The organism is Pseudomonas sp. L5B5 (genome assembly GCF_020520285.1).
GTDB lineage: Bacteria > Pseudomonadota > Gammaproteobacteria > Pseudomonadales > Pseudomonadaceae > Aquipseudomonas.
Genome location: NZ_CP084742.1, coordinates 2,779,240 through 2,796,493, shown reverse-complemented (window position 1 = coordinate 2,796,493; position 17,254 = coordinate 2,779,240). Strand labels below are relative to the sequence as shown.

Genomic DNA, 17,254 nt, shown 5'->3' with positions numbered 1-17,254 from the left:
TGCCCGATGCGTCGGGTCGGGCCAGCCAAGGAATCCACCATGAGCCTACTGACACGCCTGTTGGCGCGCGGCACCGTCGTGCTCGCCAACTCGGCCAACAAACTGCAATCGCTCCAGATGCGCCTGACCGCCGGCGAGGTGAATGACGACATGGAGCATTTCGAGCCCTACGGTTTCACCAGCAACCCGCTGGCCGGGGCCGAAGGCATCGCGACCTTCCTCGGTGGCGACCGCTCCCACGCCGTGGTGCTGGTGGTCGCCGACCGCCGCTATCGCCTCCAGGCCCTGGCGCCCGGCGAGGTGGCGATCTACACCGACGAAGGCGACAAGGTGCACTTCAAGCGTGGCCGGGTGATCGATATCCAGACCGACACCCTGAACATCCGCGCCGCCACGGCGGTGAACATCGATACGCCGACCCTGACCCAGACCGGCAAGATCGTTTCCCAGGGCGACCAGGTGGCTGGTGGCATCAGCCAGATCCGCCATCAGCATGCCGGCGTGCAGCCAGGCCCCGGCCAGACTGGCGTGCCAGTGGGAGGCGCGTGATGTTCCTCAGCCACGACCTCAAGACCGCGCTGACCCGCGCGGTGCTGATCAGCCTCTACACCTGGCGCCGCGCCGCCGACGATGACGTGCTCGACGATGACGAGCGCTTCGGCTGGTGGGGCGACAGTTTTCCCACGGTGGCCGACGACCGCATCGGCTCGCGGCTGTGGTTGCTGCGCCGGGTCAAGCTGACCCGCCAGACCCAGCTCGATGCCGAGTTCTACGCCCGCGAAGCCCTGCAATGGCTGATCGACGATGGCCATTGCAGTGCCGTCGAAATCTCCAGCGAACGCCTCGACGCCCAACGCCTGAACCTGCGCACGGTGCTGGTGCTGGCCGGTGGCGAGCGCCTGGACATCAATCCCGAACACAGTTGGCAGGTGACCTATGCCGTTTGAAACGCCTTCGCTGCCGGTGCTGATCAAGCGCACCCAAAGCGACCTGGCCAGCGATTCGCTGCGCCAGTCCGATGCTCAAGTCCTGGCCCGAACCCTCAGCGGCGCCGCCTTTGGCCTGTATGGCTACCTGGATTGGATCGCCGAGCAGATCCTGCCGGACAAGGCCGATGAATCGACCCTGGAACGGATCGCCGCACTGCGCCTGAACCAGCCGCGCAAGGCCGCCCAGGCGGCCAGCGGCAACGTCAGCTTCATGGCTTCGGCCGGAGCGGTGCTGGATGTCGATACGCTGCTGCAGTCCAGCGATGGCCGCAGCTACAAGGTGACCGTCGCGCGGACCACCAGCAGCGGCCTGAACAGCACTAGCATCGCCGCCCTGGATGCCGGTTCCCTGGGCAATGCCGAGGCCGGCCTGGGCCTGATCCCGGTGCAGCCGATCCAGGGCATCAGCGGCAGCTTCACGGTGCTGGCGCCAGGGCTGGTGGGCGGCGTCGCACGGGAAAGCCTGGAGTCGCTGCGCTCGCGGGTGATCCGTTCGTACCGGGTCATTCCCCACGGCGGCTCGGCCCAGGACTACGAGACCTGGGCGCTGGAATGCCCCGGGGTGACCCGCGCCTGGTGCCGTGGCAGCTACCTTGGACCGGGCACGGTGGGCCTGTTCGTGATGCGTGACGACGATCTGCACCCGGTGCCGGATGCCGCGCAACTGGCTGAGGTGCAGGCGCATATCGAGCCGTTGCGGCCAGTGACCGCCGAGGTCCACGTGCTGGCCCCGGTACAGCAGCCGGTGACTTACCGCCTGCGCCTGAGCCCGGACACCAGCGCCGTGCGCGCAGCGGTGGAAGCCCAGTTGCGCGATCTGCACCACCGTGAAGCCGGCCTCGGCGAAACCCTGCTGCTGACCCATATCGCCGAAGCCATCAGCAGCGCTACCGGCGAAAACGACCACAAGCTGATGGCGCCTTCCGCCGACGTCCCGGCGGCCAACAACCAGCTGCTGACCTTTGGAGGTTGCGTATGGCTGGAATGAGAAGCGCGGCCCAGTACCAGGAGCAACTGCGCAGCTTGCTGCCCAGCGGCCCGGCCTGGGACCCGGAGCAAGTGCCGGAACTGGAGCAGGTGCTCGAAGGCATCGCCCGGGAACTGGCGCGCCTGGATGCCCGGGCCGCCGACCTGCTCAACGAGATGGACCCGGCCGGGGTCAGCGAGCTGGTGCCGGACTGGGAGCGGGTGATGGAGTTGCCCGACCCCTGCCTGGGGGCCATGCCGCTGTTCGACGACCGCCGCCTGGCGGTGCGCCGACGCTTGCTGGCAGTGGGCAGCCAGGCGCTGAGCTACTACGTGGAAATCGCCCGTAGCCAGGGTTACCCGAACGCCACCATTACCGAGCTGGAGGCACCCCGCATGGGCCGCGCCCGCTTCGGTTCGGCGCACTTCGGCACTTGGCAGGCGCAGTTCATGTGGACGCTCAACACCGGTGGCCGGCTGCTGCTCGGTCGGCGCTACGGCGCCAGCTACTGGGGCGAACGCTTTGGCATGAACCCGGGATCGGCCCTGGAGTGCCTGATCCACCGCAGCGCCCCGGCCCATACCCGGGTGCATATCAATTACGACTAGAGGGCAGGTAATGGACTTTCCCAGAAGCGTACCCAGTGCGGGCTTGGTCAACGGCCGGTTCGCCGATGAAAACCCGCTGACCGGAACCCCCGGTTCACTGATCACCGCCGCCTGGGGCAATGGCGTGACCGAGGAGTTGCTGAATGTGATTCGTGCGGCGGGCATCACGCCAGCCGAAAGCGAATCGGACCAGTTGCTCAAGGCCTTGAAGAGCGTGCTGGCCCAGGATGCCCAGCCCCTCGCGGCGTTGGCGTTTCCCACCGTGGCCAGCGCCGATGGGCGTATCGCGGTGACGCCGGGTACGGCTGCGGCGGGCGGCACGGTCATGGTGCCCGGCGGGGTACTGGTCAGCCTCGGCGAAGAAGCCCTGGTGGGCATCACCGCCCGCCCGCGGGCGCTGTACAGCGTGCCCTGGATGTCCCCCGACCTGGAGATCAACAGCACCTATTTCTTGCGCATGCAGGTCATGGGCGGGGCGCTGGGTTGCTACCTGCAAAAGGGTACCGACAACGATGCCGTTCCCCCTGCACTCAAGGGCGCCGCCGGCGCCTCTGGAGGCGGTTTCGACTCCACCTGTATCGACATGCTGGTGGCCAAGGTGGTTACCGCTGGTGCCGGGACCTTGCCCAAGCTGACCTTGTTGGCCAACAAGGCGCGGCTGGAAGCCGTGGGGGTCTGGTCCGGGGCTCGCGGCAGTTACTCGCTGCCCCTGAACTGGGCCAGGAAACCTCGCGCCTATATTTCCGGGCTGTTGGACTACGACGGTAACGTCAAGACCGACTACGGCGTAGTCGCGGAAGACACGGGCGGTGGCCTTGGTTCGGTCACATCGGCCATGCCCGCTGGGGGCTTCAGCGATCGCTACATGGGGCGCGTACTGATCATTGCCTGGGCACAGAACCTGAGTGCCGAGGGCCTAATCAACGTCCGCGTCAGATGGGAGGCCTAGGGATGAAAGCCATTATCGAACAGGGCGTGGTGACGGCCCTGGTGAGCGGCGATATCGACGGTGGTGTCGAGCTGCCGCCAGGTCTTGCGGTGACCGTCGGCTGGCTCTACCAGGACGAGGTGTTCAGCCCGGCTGCCGACAGCCTTGCCGCCGAACCACAGCCGCCGCAGTTGCAGGCCGAGCGTGACTGGCGCCGCACAACGCTGGCCGGGACCGACTGGCTGGTGGCTCGCCATCGCGATGAGCTCGACGTCGGCGCCTCGGCGTCTCTGGGCCGCAAGCAGTTCGCCAAGCTGCTTGCCTATCGCCAGGCCCTGCGGGACTGGCCGGCCTCGGCCAGCGAACCGCAAACCCAAGCGCGACCCGAGCCGCCCAAGTGGCTGGCGAAGTTGCCCCACTGACAGGACATGAACCATGGATTACCCGAAAAGCGTACCCAGTGCGGGCTTGGTTAATGGCCGCTTCGTCGATGAAAACCCGCTGACCGGCTCGCCGGGATCGCTGATTCCCGCCGACTGGGGCAATGGCGTTACCCAGGAGATCCTCAACGTCATCAAGGCGGCCGGCCTGGTGCCGGATGAACGCAAGACTGACCAGCTGACCCAGGCCATTGGCGAGTTGCTCGACTTCAAGCGCTTGAAGAACACCCCCACCACCCTGGGCGGCTACGGCATCACCGATGCCAGCGGCCGCCTGCTGGCGGTGAAGCAGTTCGAAACGCTGGGCATCACCCTGTATCGACCCGACCCCAGGGCCAAGCGCATTCGTGTACGCCTGGTGGGCGCCGGTGGTTCGGGCGGTGGCTGCCAGCCGGTGCCCGCAGGTAGTTTCACCGTGGGCGGCGGCGGTGGTTCTGGCGCCTATGCCGAGGGCTTGTTCGATGTGACCTCACAGATGCTGGCGGGGGTGCCCATTACCCTAGGTGCCGGTGGCGAGGCGCGTGCAGTCGCGGGCACCACGGGAGGCAGTAGTTCCTTTGGTAGCCACATGAGCGCAACCGGAGGTCAGGGTGGGCAGGTGCTTACCTTAGCCTCGACCACTATTAACTTTGTACATGGGGGTATGGGGGGCAGTTCTGTAACTGGCGGCAATCTTGTCAGCGCTCGAGGTACGCAGGGTGGATATGCCATGAGCAATCCGAACTGGGGAACAGCGGCAGGTTTTGGTGGGGCTAGTCCGTTCGACGGTGGCGCTCCCCTTACGGGTCTTAATACTCCGGGGTTTGCAGGAAGTCGCGGTTCGGGTGGTGGTGGTAGTTGCTCGTCTAACACCACTGCCGCCTGCTTGAGCGGTGCCGGTGGCAATGGCTTTTGTGAAATCTGGGAGTACGCGTGATGGCCCGTTATGCCCGTGTAGAAGGGGGCGTGGTGGTCGAGTTGATCGAGACCGGCGACTACGCCATCACTGATTTGTTCGCCCCGCAGTTCCTCGCGTCCATCCACCCTGTGCCCCCGGGGCGCGAAGTGCAGGTGGGCATGGAGTTGCAGGCCAGCCCAGTGCCGGCTTCGGCGGCTGAGGCAACCGAGCCGGTGGTTGAGCCATTGCTGACACTGCCAGGCGAAAAGCTGGAAACCATGGCCCGCGCCCACGTGGCCGAGGTGGTGGCCCAGGGCGCGGAAGCCCGTGAACGCCAATGGCGCAGCGACAGCCTGGAGGGCAGCCAGTGGCTGGCCGCCCGGCACCGCGATGAACAGGACCTGGGCCGCGGCACCAGCCTTAGCGCGCAGCAGTACCTGCAGTTGCTGGAGTATCGCCAGGCCTTGCGTGAATGGCCCGACGCCCAGGGTTTTCCGGCCGTGGCCGCGCGCCCGCAAGCCCCTGACTGGCTGCCTGCCCCATGAACGGCTCGAAGCCTCGAGCCACTTTTTAATCATCCCAAGACGCTTGCCCACCACCTCGGGGCCGCCCCGGCCTCGCCGCTCATCGAGCCGAGCTGCAATGGGGCGCTCAGGGGGCAAGCGTCGTATCAGGACATCACACGTGGACTATCCAAAAAGCGTACCCAGCTCCGGGCTGGTCAATGGCCGGTTCATCGATGAAAACCCGGTTGCCGGCACTCCGGGATCATTGATCCCGGCCAGTTGGGGCAACGCGATCACCGATGAAATCCTCAACGTGCTTTCGGCGGCGGGCATCGCTCCGCTGGAAGGCAGCAACAACCAGTTGATCACGGCGCTGCGCAGCGGCGCGCTGTTCCAGACCAAACCGCAGTTCGACAACGGCAAGTCGGCGGCCACCACCGAGTTCGTGCAACGGGCCCTGGGCTCGCTGCGCGATGTGGCGGTGTACAACGCGGCCACCACCCTGACCGCCGCCGACATCGGTCGTTGCGTGCGCTTCGGTTATGGCGGCTACAGCATCACCTTGCCCGCGGCCGGGCCGGCCATCGCCAACGGTAGCGCCCTGTACCTGATGAACACCGGTACCGGGGCCATGACTGTGGTGGTCAATGGTGGCGACAAGATCGCCGTCGGCAATGGCTACCTGAGCAGCTTCGAGTTCGGCGTGGGCGATTCGGTGGTGCTGGTCAAACACCTCAATGGCGAGTGGACGGCATTGCTGGGCAGCGTACCGATGCGCCATATGCCGGGTTTTGCCTGCCTGATGGACGGCACGGGTTACCAGAAGTTGCCCAGTGGCCTGATCGTCCAGTGGATTGCCGGTGGCTCCGACAGCAACGGCAACATGATCGTCTCGCTGCCTATCCAGTTTCCCAACGCAGTGCTGGGAGGTATTGCCAACGAACTCAATCCCTTGGGCTGGGGAGCCACAGGCCGGACCACGGTCTGGGCCTTCGACCTGTCCAGCAGCAACAAGGCAGTGGTGGTGGCCAAGGCCCGGGACATCATCGGCAACAACGCACCGGTGCCCAATCCTCTTGGCGGCCGCATCCTGGTTTGGGGGTATTGAATGAGCAAGTATTTTCTAGCGAAGACCTTGGGTTTCCTGTGCTCCGACGAGCATGAACCGGCGCTGCTGGAGCAGGCGGTGAAGATCACCGACCTGGAATACCAGAAGCTGTTCGAAGGCCAGGGCCAGGGCAAGGCCATCGCCGCCGACGAGCTGGGTCGACCGATCCTGGTGGAGCGCCCGGGCCCCGCCCCCGAGACCCAGGCGCTGATCGAGCGAACCTGGCGCGACGGGCAGTTGCAACAGACCGACGGCGTGGTGGCACGCCATCGCGATGAGCTGGATGCCGGTGGCGGTACCACCTTGTCGGCGGCCCAGTTCCAGAGCCTGCAGGACTACCGGCGACTGTTGCGCCAGTGGCCGGCCCAGGACGAGTTCCCCGCTAGCGACAAGCGTCCTGTGCAAGCAGTGCCGGAACCCACCGCGGCTCCCGCGGTGAAGCGCACCCGGGCCAGGAAGCCCGCGCAACCGGTCCCGGACGCATCGTCCTGATGCGGCACTGATATTCATCTTCAGCGTGAACTGTCCTGATCGAGCGCTGCCTTGGGTGGCGAAACTGCGCTCGTCAGTCGAGACGCCAGAAATGGCAGGAGTGAAACAATGGATTATCCAAGGAGCGTACCCAGCGTTGGCCTGGTCAACGGCAGGTTCGTGGATGAGGACGCCGTGGCGGGAACGCCCGGCTCGCTGATTTCCGCGAACTGGGGCAACTCGGTGACCGAAGAGTTGCTGAACGTTATCCGGGCCTCGGGTACCACACCGGTCGAAGGGGTGAATAACCAGCTGCTGACGGCCTTGCGTGGCAAGGGCGCTTTCGATACGGCGCCGAAGTTCGATGCGAGTAGCAAGGTCGCGACCACCGAGTTCGTGCAACGGGCCCTGGGCAGCTATGCAGGGCAAGACAACTATGATCGCGACGTGGCCCTGGCCCCTGGTGATGTCGGCAAGCTGATCGCCCTGACGGCCCCGGTGACCGTGACCTTGCCCGAGTGGGCGGCGGTGGCGCCCGGTGGCCTGGTCACGGTGTTTGGCTGGGGCGGGGCATTCAAGGTGCAAAGCTTCCAAGGGGATAGCCTGTCTGCGGTCGCGGTGGCTGCGGGTGGTTCCATGGTTTTCACCTCGGGTACCCGGGCGGTGTTCCGGCGCAACCTGTATGACCATGGCTGGACCCTGGACGACGGCGATGCCGCGCTGAAGTATTCGCCCATGTTCAGCGCTTCGTATGGTGCTTCGGGCTTTCAACGACATCCGAGCGGCATCATCGATCAATGGGGGATTTGCACCAGCAACGAATCCGGTGATGCCTACGTCACCTTTCCGGTTGCCTTTCCAAATGGCGTGCGCTCCATTGTGGCCAACCATGCAGGCACCGGTGCAGCCATGGTGATTGCGGTTTGGAACAAGGTGACCAACCAAGGTTGCCAACTGAGGGTTTTCAACCACTTGGGGAACAGCTCGCAGTGGCTCATCTATTACCGAGTGGTGGGGTACTGAATGAACAACTCGACGATCTTTTTCAGCCCAAGCACCTGTGGTGCCTACCTCCCGGCGATCCATGGCAGCGACATGCCGGACGACGTGGTCGAAGTGCCCGAACGCTACTGGCATTCGCTGTTGAGCGAGCTGGCCCTGAGCCCGAAGAGAATGGCCGCCAGGGAAGATGGTTACCCGGTGCTGGTGGACTTGCCGGCCCCCGATGCGCAGTGGCTACAGGAGAACGAGCGTAGCTGGCGCGACGCGCAGTTGCTGCAAACCGATGGGGTGGTAGCCAGGCACCGTGACCAGATAGAGGCGGGTGTCGAAACGACCCTGTCAGCTAGTGAGTTCGCCAGCGTGCAGCAGTATCGCCAGCAATTGCGCGACTGGCCTGTCCAGCAAGTGTTTCCGCAGCAGGCGCTGCGCCCGCAACTGACGGTTGGCGAATCGATTTCGACCGAGTCCAGGACCTCGTCCAACCCACTGCTCGCGCTGTTTCGAGGAAAGAACAAATGAAAGGAATCCCTTATGCCGATCACTGAAGAGCAGTTGCTCAAGATCATGCCGAACGCCCGCCGCCAAGCGGGCGTTTTCGTATCCCCGCTCAACGCTGCCATGGCGCGCCGGCAGATCGACACGCCCAAGCGCCAGGCGGCGTTCCTGGCGCAGATCGGCCATGAGTCCGGGCAGTTGCAATACGTGCGCGAGCTGGGCAGCGACCAGTACCTGAGCAAGTACGACACCGGCACCCTGGCCGCGCGGCTGGGCAATACCCCCGAGGCCGATGGCGACGGCCAGCGCTATCGCGGGCGTGGGCTGATCCAGGTCACCGGGCGCAGCAACTATCGCCAGTGCAGCCTCGGGCTGTTCGGTGACGAACGCCTGCTGGAGTTGCCCGAGCTGCTGGAACAGGCGCAATGGGCCGCCGAATCGGCGGCCTGGTTCTGGGAACGGGCGGGGCTCAATGCCCTGGCCGATCGTGACGAATTCAACGCCATCACCCGGCTCATCAATGGCGGCCTGAACGGCCTGGAAGATCGTCGCCAGCTCTGGGGCCGGGCGCGCTCGGCAATGGGCCTGCCGGCAGCCTGAGGCCGCAGGCCTGCGCCAAGGAGAATCAGCATGAACATTCGTAGTTGGCTGGCCGTGGCGATCATGGCCGGGTTGCTCTATGCCCTGGGCTACGTGACCGGGGCCGGCAGTGAGCGCAGCAGGAACCACGTGCTCGATGAGGCCCGCCTGCGCCAGTCCTTCGAGCAGGGCCAGGCCCTGGGCACGGTCAAGGAGAAAGTGGTGGTCGAGTACGTCGACCGCATCGTCAAGGTCTACCAAGCGGGCGCGACCATTACCAAGGAGATCCCCATCTATGTTTCCCAAGCCGCTGATAGCGCTTGCGTGGTGCCTGGCGGTTTTGTCCGGGTGCACGACGCCGGCGCCGCCAACCTGCCCGTGGCCGCAGGCCCCCGCGACACTGATGGCGCCGCCTCGGGTGTTGCACTCTCTACCGTCGCCGCCAGCGTCGTCGACAACTACAACCAGTGCCACGCCAACGCCGAGCAACTGAAGGCATTGCAGCAGTGGGTTCGCGAGTCGCAGGCCCTGTTGCAGGGCGGACCGGCAGTGGCCCGGCACCCCTGAAGGTGCAACAGGAGATCTTCATGTCCGTACCGGATATTCGTAAACCTTCCGACCTGTTGCAGGCCATCGAGCGCGGTTTGCGCGAGGCCGAGCCGGGGTTGCAGGTCGGCAGCCGCCAGGGCTTGGACAGCAGCGCCGAGCTGCCCTGGGTGTGGCTGGACCTGGAGCACAACCAGCAGGCCCCGCGCTCCAGCCAGGGGCGCCAGGCGCAGTTGCTGCGCATTGCCGTGCAGGTGCGGGTGCCGCGCCAGGCCCAGGGGGCGGCGCTTGCCGCATGCGACCTGGCCAGCCGCCTGATGGCGCTGCTGGCGGACAACCGCTGGGGCTGGTCGGCGGAGCAATGCGGCGCGCCGGGTAACCTCGTCGCGTTGCCCTCGGTCGCGAGCGAACCGCAGCCGACCCATGAGGCCTGGACCTTGAGTTTCGACCAGGCGATCTACCTCGGCCCGCCGCTGCTGGAAGATCCCGTTGGCAAGCCACTGTTCGCCCGCCGCTGGGAAGTCTCCAGCATCGACGATCCGAGCCAATACCGAGCCCTGGAGGACTGAGCCATGTTCGATGCCTTCCTGAGGGTGCAACTGGCGCCGATCATCGAGCGCCTGGCCGAGATGGAAACCGAGCTGGATGACCTGCATCGGCGTGCCGAGAGCTTCTGCCGGATCGGTGTCTGCCATTCGGTGGATGCTGCCAGCAATACCTGCCGGGTCAGCCATGGCGACCTGCTGACCCCGGCCATCCGGTTCTTCAACCCCAGTGCCGGGGAGCAGAGCGAGTCGCGCATCCCATCGGTGGGCGAGCAGTGCCTGTTGCTCAACCACGGCGCGGGGGAGGGCGGTGGGCAGTCGGTGGCCTTGTTCGGGCTCAACAGCCAGCGCTTTCCCCCGGCTTCCACCGTTGCCGGCCTGACTCGTCGGCAATACCGCGACGGCAGCCAGAGCAGCTACGACGACACCAGCCACACCCTGACCTGGAGCAACGGCCCGGCGGCGTTCAGCGGCAGCCGTGAAGCCCTGGACCTGAGCCTGGGCAACGCCCGCCTGGTGATGACCGCCGATGCCGTGGACCTGAGCCTGGGCGCCAGCGGCCTGCGGCTGGACGCCGGGGGCGTGCACTTGCGTGGCCCGCTGGTGGAGCACCAGGGCCGAGTCATCAGTACCGCATAAGGAGTTCGCCATGATCGGCGTTGATAGACACACCGGGGCAGCGGTCGATGACTGGCTGCAATTCGTCCAGCGTGCCACCCGAGCGCTGACCACCCCCCTGGGCACCCGGCAGAAGCGACCGTTGTATGGCTCGCTGATCCCGCAGTTGCTGGGGCGCAATCTCGGCGACGACCTGCTGGTCCTGGCCCAGAGCCGTGCTGCCGAGGCGTTCTACAACAAGGCCAACGGCATCGCCGACTTCGAGCCCGAGGTCATTGTCGCCAGCCGCCAGGGCGCGGGCCTGCTGCTGCGCTTCGCCGGGACCTGGAACAACCGCCGGCAATCCTTCGAGGTGGTGACATGAGCATGCTGATTCCCGGGCAGAACCAGCTCCAAGAGCCGGAGATCGTCAAGGTCGACGAGTTCGAGCCGTTGCTGGCCGAGTTCAAGGCCTTCGTCCTTGACTATGTCGCCGCTCGCTCCCCGGCGCAGGCGGACAGGTTGCGCACCAGCCTGGACAACGAGAGCGAGCTGCTGACCATGGCCCTCGAGGCCTTCTGCGTGCGCCTGCAGACCCACGAGCGCAAGTACAACGCGCGGATCCGCCAGATGCTGGCGTGGTGGGCCACCGGCAGCAACCTGGACGCGCGCCTGGCCGACATGGGCCTGGAGCGCCAATTGCTGGTGCCGGGCGACGACCAGGCCTTTCCGCCGGTGCCGCCGGTGTACGAGAGCGACGACGATGCACGACTGCGCTACTACCTGGCGCCCCATGCGCCAGCGGCCGGTTCGCGCATGCAGTATCGACGGGAGATCTTCACCCTGGGGGAGCGGCCGGTGGTCAAGGTCGACTCCGGCGACGCCGGGGTGGTGACGGTCACCTACACCTTCGACCCGGATGGCTTCGCCGCCCAGGTCAAGGATGGCAACGCCCGCCGCACGGCGCCGGGGGAGGTGATGGTGACGGTGCTGTCGCGCCAAGGCGACGGTACGCCGTCGGCGGCGCTGCTGGAGCGGGTCCGGGCGCACTTTTCCCGCCCCGATGTGCGACCCGAAACCGACCTGGTGACGGTGCAGGGGGCACAGATCAAACCCTACAGGATTCGGGTGCTGGTCAAGATCAACCCCGGCCCCGACTCGGGATTGACCAAGGTGGCGGCGCAGCAGCAGTTGCAAGCGTATGCCGATGCCAGCCATCGCCTGGAAGGCCGGGTCGACCCTAGCTGGATCGACTACAACCTGCACAAGGCCGGAGCGGTGCAACTGGAAATCCTCGAACCCACGATGCCCATCGTCACCTCGGCGTTCCAGGCGCCGTTCTGTACCGGCATCGACGTCGAGGTCCGGACCCTATGAGCCAGCAAGCTGACCCGCAAAGCTTGTTGCCGGGCAACAGCTCGGCCCTGGAAAAAGCCCTGGATATCGGCTTCGGCAAGTTGCTGGAGCGGATCAGTCCGCCTTTTCCCGAGCTTTTGGACCCGGCCCGGACCCCCGCATCGTTCCTGCCTTATCTGGCGGCCGACCGGGGGGTGGGTGAATGGGACACCGACAGCAGTGAATCGCAGAAGCGCCTGACCGTCGCCCTCTCCTGGGCGACCCTGCGACAAGCGGGGACGCGCAAGGCGCTGACCTACGCGGTCGAGGCGATGGAGTACACCCCCAGGATCACCGCCTGGTACGAGCATGTTCCCAAAGGCTCGCCCTACAGCTTTGAAGTGGTGGCACGAGTACTGCGCGACTGGCGCGCGGGTGATCACGCTCGACTGATCCGGCGCTTGAACGATGCCAAGAGTGAGCGCGATGAGATGTCCATCGCTTTCCAGCTGGAATTCGCCAGCTCAACGGCTATCAGCGGGGCATTGAGCCGGCCATTGATGACTTCGGCCGCCGCCTGCACCGGTGTGCTGCCCCCGATTCCGACGCTGCGTGCCGGGACTCGTGCGTCAGGGGCCTTGGGCAAGACCGTGACCCGGGCGTGGGTGGAACTGGCCGGCCACCTTGAACCGTCCGCACAACTGGCGAGCGGGTGCGAGGCCGGCGGCGCTCTGCATCTGTGCGCCCTCAATCAACTCAGTCTTGGAGCTACAGCATGAGCAACAGCCGAATCGTCACCTACACCCGCGCCGGATTGGCCGAGCTGGTGTCGGCAAAAAAACAGGGAATACAGGGAAAGATCACCCACTGCGCCATCGGCACTCGCAGTTTTGCGCCAGATGCGGCGCTCACGGCCTTGCCCAATGAAGTGCACCGGGTGGAGATCAGCGACAGCGAGGATATCTCGCCAGGCCAGATTCGCCTGGCAGCGGCCTTCAGGGGCGAGCAGGAGTACGAAGTCTGTTCTTTCGGCTTCTTTCTCGAAAGCGGCACGCTGCTGGCGACCTATTCCGAACCCGGGAAGATGCTTTCCTACAAGTCCGCCGCTTCATCGCTGATCCAGGAGTTCACCCTGGACATTTCCCCGCTGCCCACGGGGAGCGTCACGGTGGTGGTCGGTACGCAGAACCTGAACATCCTTCTGGGCGAGGAAGTGGCGGTACTGGCAACGGCGGACATCGACAACATGTCTCGCCAGGTGGACTTGCTGTTTCGGGTCATGAAACTCGAGGGCAAGTAAGAACACGGAAAGCGTTCCGGGGATTTCACCCGAACCGTTCATTGAGTTGTCCTGCGAGTGTCACTTGCCGGTGCGCATAGCTGTTCTCGAACGACAAGTCACTGCATGTGAGTGACTTGTCGGAATATCAATCAACACAGGAGCTTTGAATATGGGCTTGGAAACCACTATCGCGTCGCTGGTTACGGCGGCCAACAACCTGACCAATGTGGTCAACGGCAAGATCGGCAGCATCAACGCCACCATGGCCACGGCGTTGGCGCAGTTCAACGAGTGGCGCAATCTGAAGGATGTCGAGGGTGATCCCGCGGCGCTGGGCACCATTCGCCGCAACCTGTTCCAGGGGCATGTGTATGGCACCGGCGGTATCCAGGGCAATACTTCGCAAGGGGATTTCACCTCTACCGACCTGGGCACCACTCAGAACGTCTACATGCACTTCAAGGTGCCGCTGAATATCAACACCAACTCGGAAATGTTCTGGTTCAACATCAAGGGCTACAGCTACGGGACGGCGAAGATCATCGACGAGACCCTGGTGGGCTACTGCTACCAGCCCATTCGCAGCCTGCATAGCGTCTCCACCTTCGGCAACATGACGCCGGCGGTCTATGCCGATACCAACGGCAACGTAGTCATGCGGATTCTGGTGCCGAACATCTACTACACCACGGTGCGTATCGACACCATGCGCGTGGGCAACGGTCGCCTGTTCAACCTGGGTGACCTGAAAAGCAAGTTGTCGCTGGCCGAAACCGTCATTTTTAGTTAAGGAACCGATATGACCGACACCCCTCAAGTTGAAAACGCTGGATTGCCCCTGGCCCAGCCGACCGTGGACATCGAGTGGGCCGCTGTGCGCAGCCGGCGCGACCAACTGCTGCGCAGTACGGATTTCACCCAGTTGCCCGATTATCCGGCCACCGATGCACAACGGGCCGAAGTGACGGCCTACCGCAAGGCGCTGCGTGACATCACCCAGCAAGCCGCCCCTCCTGGGCAACTGAAGTGGCCGGCGCTGCCCGCCTTCGTGAAGTGACCTACGCCGCGCAAGCGGTTTTTTTACGCCTGAACAAAGCCCCGTCCCGGGGTTTTTGCGTTTTTGTCTCTGGAGAAACATGCACATGGCTATCCGCCAGAAATACACCGTGCTCGTGCCATTCCCCACCGGTGGTGGGCACTGGTCGAGCGTCGGCGAAGAACTCGACCTGCTCGATGTCCAGGCCAGCGCGCTGCGCAGTGCCGGGCGCCTGGAGCTGACCAGCGTCCTCGCGGCGCAGACCCCATCCACCAAGGCCGCCAAGGCCGCGACCAAGAAGGCTGACTGACCATGGCTGAGGTTTTGAACTTCGAGCACAACGGTATCACCGTCAATGCCAGCGAATCCCCCGAGGCCATGGGTGGCCTGGGCGACAACGTCATCGGCCTGGTGGGCACCGCGCCCAACGCCCATGCCTCGCTGGCCAAGAACACGCCGATCCGCATCAGCAACTTCAGCACCCAGGCGCTGCTGGACCCCTCCGGCGCCGAGGCCGGCACGCTGTTCCAGGCGGTGCTGCAGATCCTCAAGGTGGTCAAGGTGCCGGTCTACGTGGTGATCGTCGACGAGGGCGCGACCCCGGCCGACACCCTGAACAACGTGATCGGCGGCGACGAGGCGGTGACCGGGCGCAAGCTGGGCCTGGCGGCCCTGAGCAGCGTGCCCGAGGACCTGACCATCATCGGCGCGCCGGGCTTCACCGGCAGCAAGGCGGTGGCCGGTGAGTTCGCCGCGTTCGGCAAGCGCATCAAGGCGCGGGTGGTGCTCGATGGCAAGGATGCCTCGGTCGCCGACCAGGTGGCGTACAGCAAGGAACTGGGCGGCGCCGACCTTGGCTTCGACCGTTGCCTGGTGGTGCACAACCTGCCGGCGGTGTACTCCAAGGCGGCCAAGGCCAATGTTTTCCTGGCGCCTTCGAGCCTGGCCATCGCGGCGCTGGCCAAGGTCAAGCAGTGGGAGAGCCCGGGCAACCAGGTGACCTTCGCCGAAGATGTCTCGCGCAGCGTCGAATACAACATCCTCGACACCTCCACCGAGGGCGACCTGCTCAACCGCTATGGCATCAGCTACTACGCACGTACCGTGCTGGGCGGCTTCTCGCTGCTGGGCAACCGTTCGATCACCGGCAAGTTCATCAGCTACGTGGGCCTGGAAGACGCCATCAGCCGCAAGCTGGTCAAGGCCGGGCAGAAAGCCATGGCCAAGAACCTGACCAAGTCGTTCATGGACCAGGAGGTCAAGCGCATCAACGACTGGCTGCAGACCCTGGTGGCCGACGAGACCATCCCGGGTGGCAAGGTCTACCTGCATCCCGAACTCAACAGCGTCGAGAAGTACAAGAACGGCACCTGGTACGTGGTCATCGACTACGGCCGCTACGCGCCGAACGAGCACATGATTTATCAACTCAATGCCCGCGATGAAATCATCGAGCAGTTCCTGGAGGACGTTCTCTAATGTTTACCAACCGAGTCAGACAGGCCATCGCGGCCACCCTGCAAGGCCTGCCGCTGTCGGCGACGGTGGAAGAGTTCACGCCACCGAAGATCGAGTTCGAGATGCAGGAAATGCGTGGTGGGCGTTTCATCGGCGAGGAAATGGCCAAGGGTGGCAAGGTCCTGGGCGCCAAGCTGGTGCTGCAGGGCGCAGGCCCGGAAATCATGCTGGCCCTGGGCGTCAGCGTCGGCGACGACATCCTGCTCAACGTCCGGGAAGCCGGGCAGGACCAGGACGGCAACACCTACTTCATCTACCACACCGTGGGCGGCAAGCTGAAGTCGCTGGAAGAGGCCACGCTGAAGATGGGCGAGCAGCCCAAGACCACCCTGGAGCTGAGCTGCCGTACCTACAACCGTCTGGAAAACGGCGTGCCGGTGATCGACGTCGATGTGCGCACCCAGAAGTTCATGCTCAACGGGGTCGACATCCTCGGCGCTGCGCGGCGCGCGGTGCTGCTGCCTTAAACGGCGCAACTCTTCCTCCATGCCAACGCCGGTCAGTCAAGCGAGGTGATCCCCTGCAGGAGCAGCCGGTCGACGCTCGATTGCTAGCGATGGTCGTTAACGGTAGCGCGTGTTTACTGGATGCATGCAGCGCTCTCAACGCCATCGCGGGCAAGCCTCGCTCCTACACGTTCCTTGACTGATCGGCATTAGCCTTCCATGTCGCCGGTGCCTGACCGACTGGTCGCCGGCGGCGTTTTTGTTTCTCCAAGGAATTGATCCCATGTCCTGGACACCTCCGGTCCATGTGCTGCTCACGCCGATTACCGGCGACGATGGCTGCACCCTCGAGCGGATTGCGCTCAAGCCGCTGTTCTACGCGGCGCAAAAAGACGCCCTGGCCCGTGCCGGGGATGATGAAGACGATCAGTTCTTCGCCCTGGCCAAGCTCGCCACGGGGCTCTCTGACAAGGAGCTGGACCAGCTCAAGCGTCCGGACTACGTGAGCATTGCCCAGTACGTACACGATATGTCGACCCGGCCGACTGCCTATTTCCTGGAGCAGGACGAGCAGGTCGATCCGGACCAGGTACCGCTGCTGTTGCCGCTGGATCTGGCAGGCCAGAGCCGGACGTCGCTGACCCTGGAAATGCCGGCACTGCGGGCCACCAAGGTGATGAAGAAACTGGCGACGCCCAAGGAGCGGGCCGAGTTCATCACCGCGCATTGCACCGGTTTGATGATCCCGGATCTCGCCACGTTGACCGTGCCCGACTGGACCCAGTTGCAGGTGCGCATCGACGATTTTTTAAACAAACCGGCGGACTTCTTTCGCAGCGCGACATCGAGGTGATTCTCGATGTGGTGCCGCTGATCTACTCGGTCACCGAGGTCGAGATCCTGGAGTGGGACGCCGGCAAGGCATTGCGTCGCTACGACATAGCGATGACCCGCCTTGGCCTGAACAAGGAGTAGCGTG

27 protein-coding genes are annotated in these 17,254 nt (G+C 64.7%); all 27 read left to right on the top strand.

From position 1 onward, the window contains the following. Window positions 1–39 precede the first annotated feature (39 nt). On the top strand, window positions 40–549 hold the full coding sequence (locus tag LGQ10_RS12845) for a phage baseplate assembly protein V (protein ID WP_058436354.1): 510 nt from the start codon (window positions 40–42) through the stop codon (window positions 547–549). Continuing rightward, the gene (locus tag LGQ10_RS12840; RefSeq protein WP_226525762.1) at window positions 549–947 is read left to right on the top strand and encodes a phage GP46 family protein; all 399 of its coding nucleotides are present in this window, start codon (window positions 549–551) and stop codon (window positions 945–947) included. The genes LGQ10_RS12845 and LGQ10_RS12840 overlap by 1 nt, the downstream gene beginning before the upstream one ends. Next, a complete protein-coding gene (locus LGQ10_RS12835) occupies window positions 937–1,977 on the top strand; it encodes a baseplate J/gp47 family protein (protein ID WP_226525761.1) in 1,041 nt (346 codons plus the stop codon). Before LGQ10_RS12840 ends, LGQ10_RS12835 begins: the two co-directional genes overlap by 11 nt. Continuing rightward, window positions 1,965–2,564: a YmfQ family protein gene (locus LGQ10_RS12830; RefSeq protein ID WP_226525760.1), complete on the top strand. Its 600-nt coding sequence runs from the start codon at window positions 1,965–1,967 to the stop codon at window positions 2,562–2,564. The genes LGQ10_RS12835 and LGQ10_RS12830 overlap by 13 nt, the downstream gene beginning before the upstream one ends. Window positions 2,565–2,574: 10 nt before the next feature. Further along, window positions 2,575–3,513 carry a phage tail protein gene (locus LGQ10_RS12825; protein ID WP_226525759.1) on the top strand — a complete coding sequence of 313 codons (939 nt, stop codon included), beginning with the start codon at window positions 2,575–2,577 and terminating at the stop codon, window positions 3,511–3,513. Between the two features lie 2 nt (window positions 3,514–3,515). Continuing rightward, the gene (locus LGQ10_RS12820; protein WP_226525758.1) at window positions 3,516–3,914 is read left to right on the top strand and encodes a phage tail assembly chaperone; all 399 of its coding nucleotides are present in this window, start codon (window positions 3,516–3,518) and stop codon (window positions 3,912–3,914) included. Window positions 3,915–3,927: 13 nt separating this feature from the next. Further along, entirely contained in the window at window positions 3,928–4,848 is a 921-nt protein-coding gene (locus LGQ10_RS12815) for a hypothetical protein (protein WP_226525757.1), read from the top strand. Beyond that, window positions 4,848–5,354, top strand: a complete 507-nt coding sequence (locus tag LGQ10_RS12810; RefSeq protein WP_226525756.1) for a phage tail assembly chaperone — start codon at window positions 4,848–4,850, stop codon at window positions 5,352–5,354. Before LGQ10_RS12815 ends, LGQ10_RS12810 begins: the two co-directional genes overlap by 1 nt. A 139-nt stretch (window positions 5,355–5,493) precedes the next feature. Continuing rightward, complete coding sequence (locus tag LGQ10_RS12805) at window positions 5,494–6,423, top strand: phage tail protein (RefSeq protein WP_226525755.1); 930 nt, start codon at window positions 5,494–5,496, stop codon at window positions 6,421–6,423. Continuing rightward, on the top strand, window positions 6,424–6,915 hold the full coding sequence (locus LGQ10_RS12800; protein ID WP_226525754.1) for a phage tail protein: 492 nt from the start codon (window positions 6,424–6,426) through the stop codon (window positions 6,913–6,915). It abuts the gene before it with no gap. 108 nt (window positions 6,916–7,023) lie between these two features. Next, window positions 7,024–7,917, top strand: a complete 894-nt coding sequence (locus tag LGQ10_RS12795; protein WP_226525753.1) for a gp53-like domain-containing protein — start codon at window positions 7,024–7,026, stop codon at window positions 7,915–7,917. Continuing rightward, window positions 7,918–8,415 carry a phage tail assembly chaperone gene (locus tag LGQ10_RS12790; RefSeq protein WP_226525752.1) on the top strand — a complete coding sequence of 166 codons (498 nt, stop codon included), beginning with the start codon at window positions 7,918–7,920 and terminating at the stop codon, window positions 8,413–8,415. A 12-nt stretch (window positions 8,416–8,427) separates the two neighbouring features. Beyond that, window positions 8,428–8,991 carry a glycoside hydrolase family 19 protein gene (locus LGQ10_RS12785; protein ID WP_226525751.1) on the top strand — a complete coding sequence of 188 codons (564 nt, stop codon included), beginning with the start codon at window positions 8,428–8,430 and terminating at the stop codon, window positions 8,989–8,991. Between the two features lie 30 nt (window positions 8,992–9,021). Further along, a complete protein-coding gene (locus LGQ10_RS12780) occupies window positions 9,022–9,537 on the top strand; it encodes a hypothetical protein (RefSeq protein ID WP_226525750.1) in 516 nt (171 codons plus the stop codon). Window positions 9,538–9,557: 20 nt separating this feature from the next. Then, window positions 9,558–10,085, top strand: coding sequence for a hypothetical protein (locus tag LGQ10_RS12775; RefSeq protein WP_226525749.1), 528 nt, complete (start codon window positions 9,558–9,560; stop codon window positions 10,083–10,085). A 3-nt stretch (window positions 10,086–10,088) separates the two neighbouring features. Continuing rightward, window positions 10,089–10,700 carry a phage baseplate assembly protein V gene (locus tag LGQ10_RS12770; protein ID WP_058435615.1) on the top strand — a complete coding sequence of 204 codons (612 nt, stop codon included), beginning with the start codon at window positions 10,089–10,091 and terminating at the stop codon, window positions 10,698–10,700. Between the two features lie 10 nt (window positions 10,701–10,710). After that, window positions 10,711–11,043, top strand: a complete 333-nt coding sequence (locus LGQ10_RS12765; protein ID WP_058435616.1) for a hypothetical protein — start codon at window positions 10,711–10,713, stop codon at window positions 11,041–11,043. Beyond that, window positions 11,040–12,035, top strand: a complete 996-nt coding sequence (locus LGQ10_RS12760) for a baseplate J/gp47 family protein (RefSeq protein ID WP_226525748.1) — start codon at window positions 11,040–11,042, stop codon at window positions 12,033–12,035. Before LGQ10_RS12765 ends, LGQ10_RS12760 begins: the two co-directional genes overlap by 4 nt. After that, on the top strand, window positions 12,032–12,772 hold the full coding sequence (locus LGQ10_RS12755) for a phage tail protein I (protein WP_226525747.1): 741 nt from the start codon (window positions 12,032–12,034) through the stop codon (window positions 12,770–12,772). Before LGQ10_RS12760 ends, LGQ10_RS12755 begins: the two co-directional genes overlap by 4 nt. After that, the gene (locus LGQ10_RS12750) at window positions 12,769–13,293 is read left to right on the top strand and encodes a phage tail protein (RefSeq protein WP_226525746.1); all 525 of its coding nucleotides are present in this window, start codon (window positions 12,769–12,771) and stop codon (window positions 13,291–13,293) included. The genes LGQ10_RS12755 and LGQ10_RS12750 overlap by 4 nt, the downstream gene beginning before the upstream one ends. Window positions 13,294–13,444: 151 nt before the next feature. Then, window positions 13,445–14,065: a hypothetical protein gene (locus LGQ10_RS12745; RefSeq protein WP_226525745.1), complete on the top strand. Its 621-nt coding sequence runs from the start codon at window positions 13,445–13,447 to the stop codon at window positions 14,063–14,065. A gap of 9 nt (window positions 14,066–14,074) precedes the next feature. Continuing rightward, window positions 14,075–14,332 (top strand): tail fiber assembly protein, encoded by a 258-nt coding sequence (locus LGQ10_RS12740; RefSeq protein WP_226525744.1) that lies wholly within the window; start codon window positions 14,075–14,077, stop codon window positions 14,330–14,332. 85 nt (window positions 14,333–14,417) lie between these two features. Beyond that, a complete protein-coding gene (locus LGQ10_RS12735) occupies window positions 14,418–14,621 on the top strand; it encodes a hypothetical protein (RefSeq protein ID WP_022642635.1) in 204 nt (67 codons plus the stop codon). A gap of 2 nt (window positions 14,622–14,623) precedes the next feature. Continuing rightward, window positions 14,624–15,790: a phage tail protein gene (locus tag LGQ10_RS12730; protein WP_226525743.1), complete on the top strand. Its 1,167-nt coding sequence runs from the start codon at window positions 14,624–14,626 to the stop codon at window positions 15,788–15,790. Next, window positions 15,790–16,296: a phage major tail tube protein gene (locus LGQ10_RS12725; protein WP_058436115.1), complete on the top strand. Its 507-nt coding sequence runs from the start codon at window positions 15,790–15,792 to the stop codon at window positions 16,294–16,296. Before LGQ10_RS12730 ends, LGQ10_RS12725 begins: the two co-directional genes overlap by 1 nt. Before the next feature lie 262 nt (window positions 16,297–16,558). After that, a complete protein-coding gene (locus tag LGQ10_RS12720; RefSeq protein WP_226525742.1) occupies window positions 16,559–17,128 on the top strand; it encodes a phage tail assembly protein in 570 nt (189 codons plus the stop codon). Further along, on the top strand, window positions 17,125–17,250 hold the full coding sequence (locus tag LGQ10_RS31365; RefSeq protein ID WP_264194094.1) for a hypothetical protein: 126 nt from the start codon (window positions 17,125–17,127) through the stop codon (window positions 17,248–17,250). The genes LGQ10_RS12720 and LGQ10_RS31365 overlap by 4 nt, the downstream gene beginning before the upstream one ends. Window positions 17,251–17,254: the final 4 nt, after the last annotated feature.

Excerpts from the sequence above, each read along its gene's own strand:
- LGQ10_RS12780 (WP_226525750.1), top strand. The coding sequence starts at position 9,022 with ATGAACATTCGTAGTTGGCTGGCCGTGGCGATCATGGCCGGGTTGCTC.
- LGQ10_RS12800 (WP_226525754.1), top strand. The coding sequence starts at position 6,424 with ATGAGCAAGTATTTTCTAGCGAAGACCTTGGGTTTCCTGTGCTCCGAC.
- LGQ10_RS12820 (WP_226525758.1), top strand. The coding sequence starts at position 3,516 with ATGAAAGCCATTATCGAACAGGGCGTGGTGACGGCCCTGGTGAGCGGC.
- LGQ10_RS12720 (WP_226525742.1), top strand. The coding sequence starts at position 16,559 with ATGTCCTGGACACCTCCGGTCCATGTGCTGCTCACGCCGATTACCGGC.
- LGQ10_RS12825 (WP_226525759.1), top strand. The coding sequence starts at position 2,575 with ATGGACTTTCCCAGAAGCGTACCCAGTGCGGGCTTGGTCAACGGCCGG.
- LGQ10_RS12735 (WP_022642635.1), top strand. The coding sequence starts at position 14,418 with ATGGCTATCCGCCAGAAATACACCGTGCTCGTGCCATTCCCCACCGGT.
- LGQ10_RS12835 (WP_226525761.1), top strand. The coding sequence starts at position 937 with ATGCCGTTTGAAACGCCTTCGCTGCCGGTGCTGATCAAGCGCACCCAA.
- LGQ10_RS12795 (WP_226525753.1), top strand. The coding sequence starts at position 7,024 with ATGGATTATCCAAGGAGCGTACCCAGCGTTGGCCTGGTCAACGGCAGG.
- LGQ10_RS12785 (WP_226525751.1), top strand. The coding sequence starts at position 8,428 with ATGCCGATCACTGAAGAGCAGTTGCTCAAGATCATGCCGAACGCCCGC.
- LGQ10_RS12840 (WP_226525762.1), top strand. The coding sequence starts at position 549 with ATGTTCCTCAGCCACGACCTCAAGACCGCGCTGACCCGCGCGGTGCTG.
- LGQ10_RS12750 (WP_226525746.1), top strand. The coding sequence starts at position 12,769 with ATGAGCAACAGCCGAATCGTCACCTACACCCGCGCCGGATTGGCCGAG.
- LGQ10_RS12775 (WP_226525749.1), top strand. The coding sequence starts at position 9,558 with ATGTCCGTACCGGATATTCGTAAACCTTCCGACCTGTTGCAGGCCATC.
- LGQ10_RS12745 (WP_226525745.1), top strand. The coding sequence starts at position 13,445 with ATGGGCTTGGAAACCACTATCGCGTCGCTGGTTACGGCGGCCAACAAC.
- LGQ10_RS12790 (WP_226525752.1), top strand. The coding sequence starts at position 7,918 with ATGAACAACTCGACGATCTTTTTCAGCCCAAGCACCTGTGGTGCCTAC.
- LGQ10_RS12815 (WP_226525757.1), top strand. The coding sequence starts at position 3,928 with ATGGATTACCCGAAAAGCGTACCCAGTGCGGGCTTGGTTAATGGCCGC.
- LGQ10_RS12740 (WP_226525744.1), top strand. The coding sequence starts at position 14,075 with ATGACCGACACCCCTCAAGTTGAAAACGCTGGATTGCCCCTGGCCCAG.
- LGQ10_RS12810 (WP_226525756.1), top strand. The coding sequence starts at position 4,848 with ATGGCCCGTTATGCCCGTGTAGAAGGGGGCGTGGTGGTCGAGTTGATC.
- LGQ10_RS12730 (WP_226525743.1), top strand. The coding sequence starts at position 14,624 with ATGGCTGAGGTTTTGAACTTCGAGCACAACGGTATCACCGTCAATGCC.
- LGQ10_RS12830 (WP_226525760.1), top strand. The coding sequence starts at position 1,965 with ATGGCTGGAATGAGAAGCGCGGCCCAGTACCAGGAGCAACTGCGCAGC.
- LGQ10_RS12765 (WP_058435616.1), top strand. The coding sequence starts at position 10,711 with ATGATCGGCGTTGATAGACACACCGGGGCAGCGGTCGATGACTGGCTG.
- LGQ10_RS12845 (WP_058436354.1), top strand. The coding sequence starts at position 40 with ATGAGCCTACTGACACGCCTGTTGGCGCGCGGCACCGTCGTGCTCGCC.
- LGQ10_RS12760 (WP_226525748.1), top strand. The coding sequence starts at position 11,040 with ATGAGCATGCTGATTCCCGGGCAGAACCAGCTCCAAGAGCCGGAGATC.
- LGQ10_RS12770 (WP_058435615.1), top strand. The coding sequence starts at position 10,089 with ATGTTCGATGCCTTCCTGAGGGTGCAACTGGCGCCGATCATCGAGCGC.
- LGQ10_RS12755 (WP_226525747.1), top strand. The coding sequence starts at position 12,032 with ATGAGCCAGCAAGCTGACCCGCAAAGCTTGTTGCCGGGCAACAGCTCG.
- LGQ10_RS12725 (WP_058436115.1), top strand. The coding sequence starts at position 15,790 with ATGTTTACCAACCGAGTCAGACAGGCCATCGCGGCCACCCTGCAAGGC.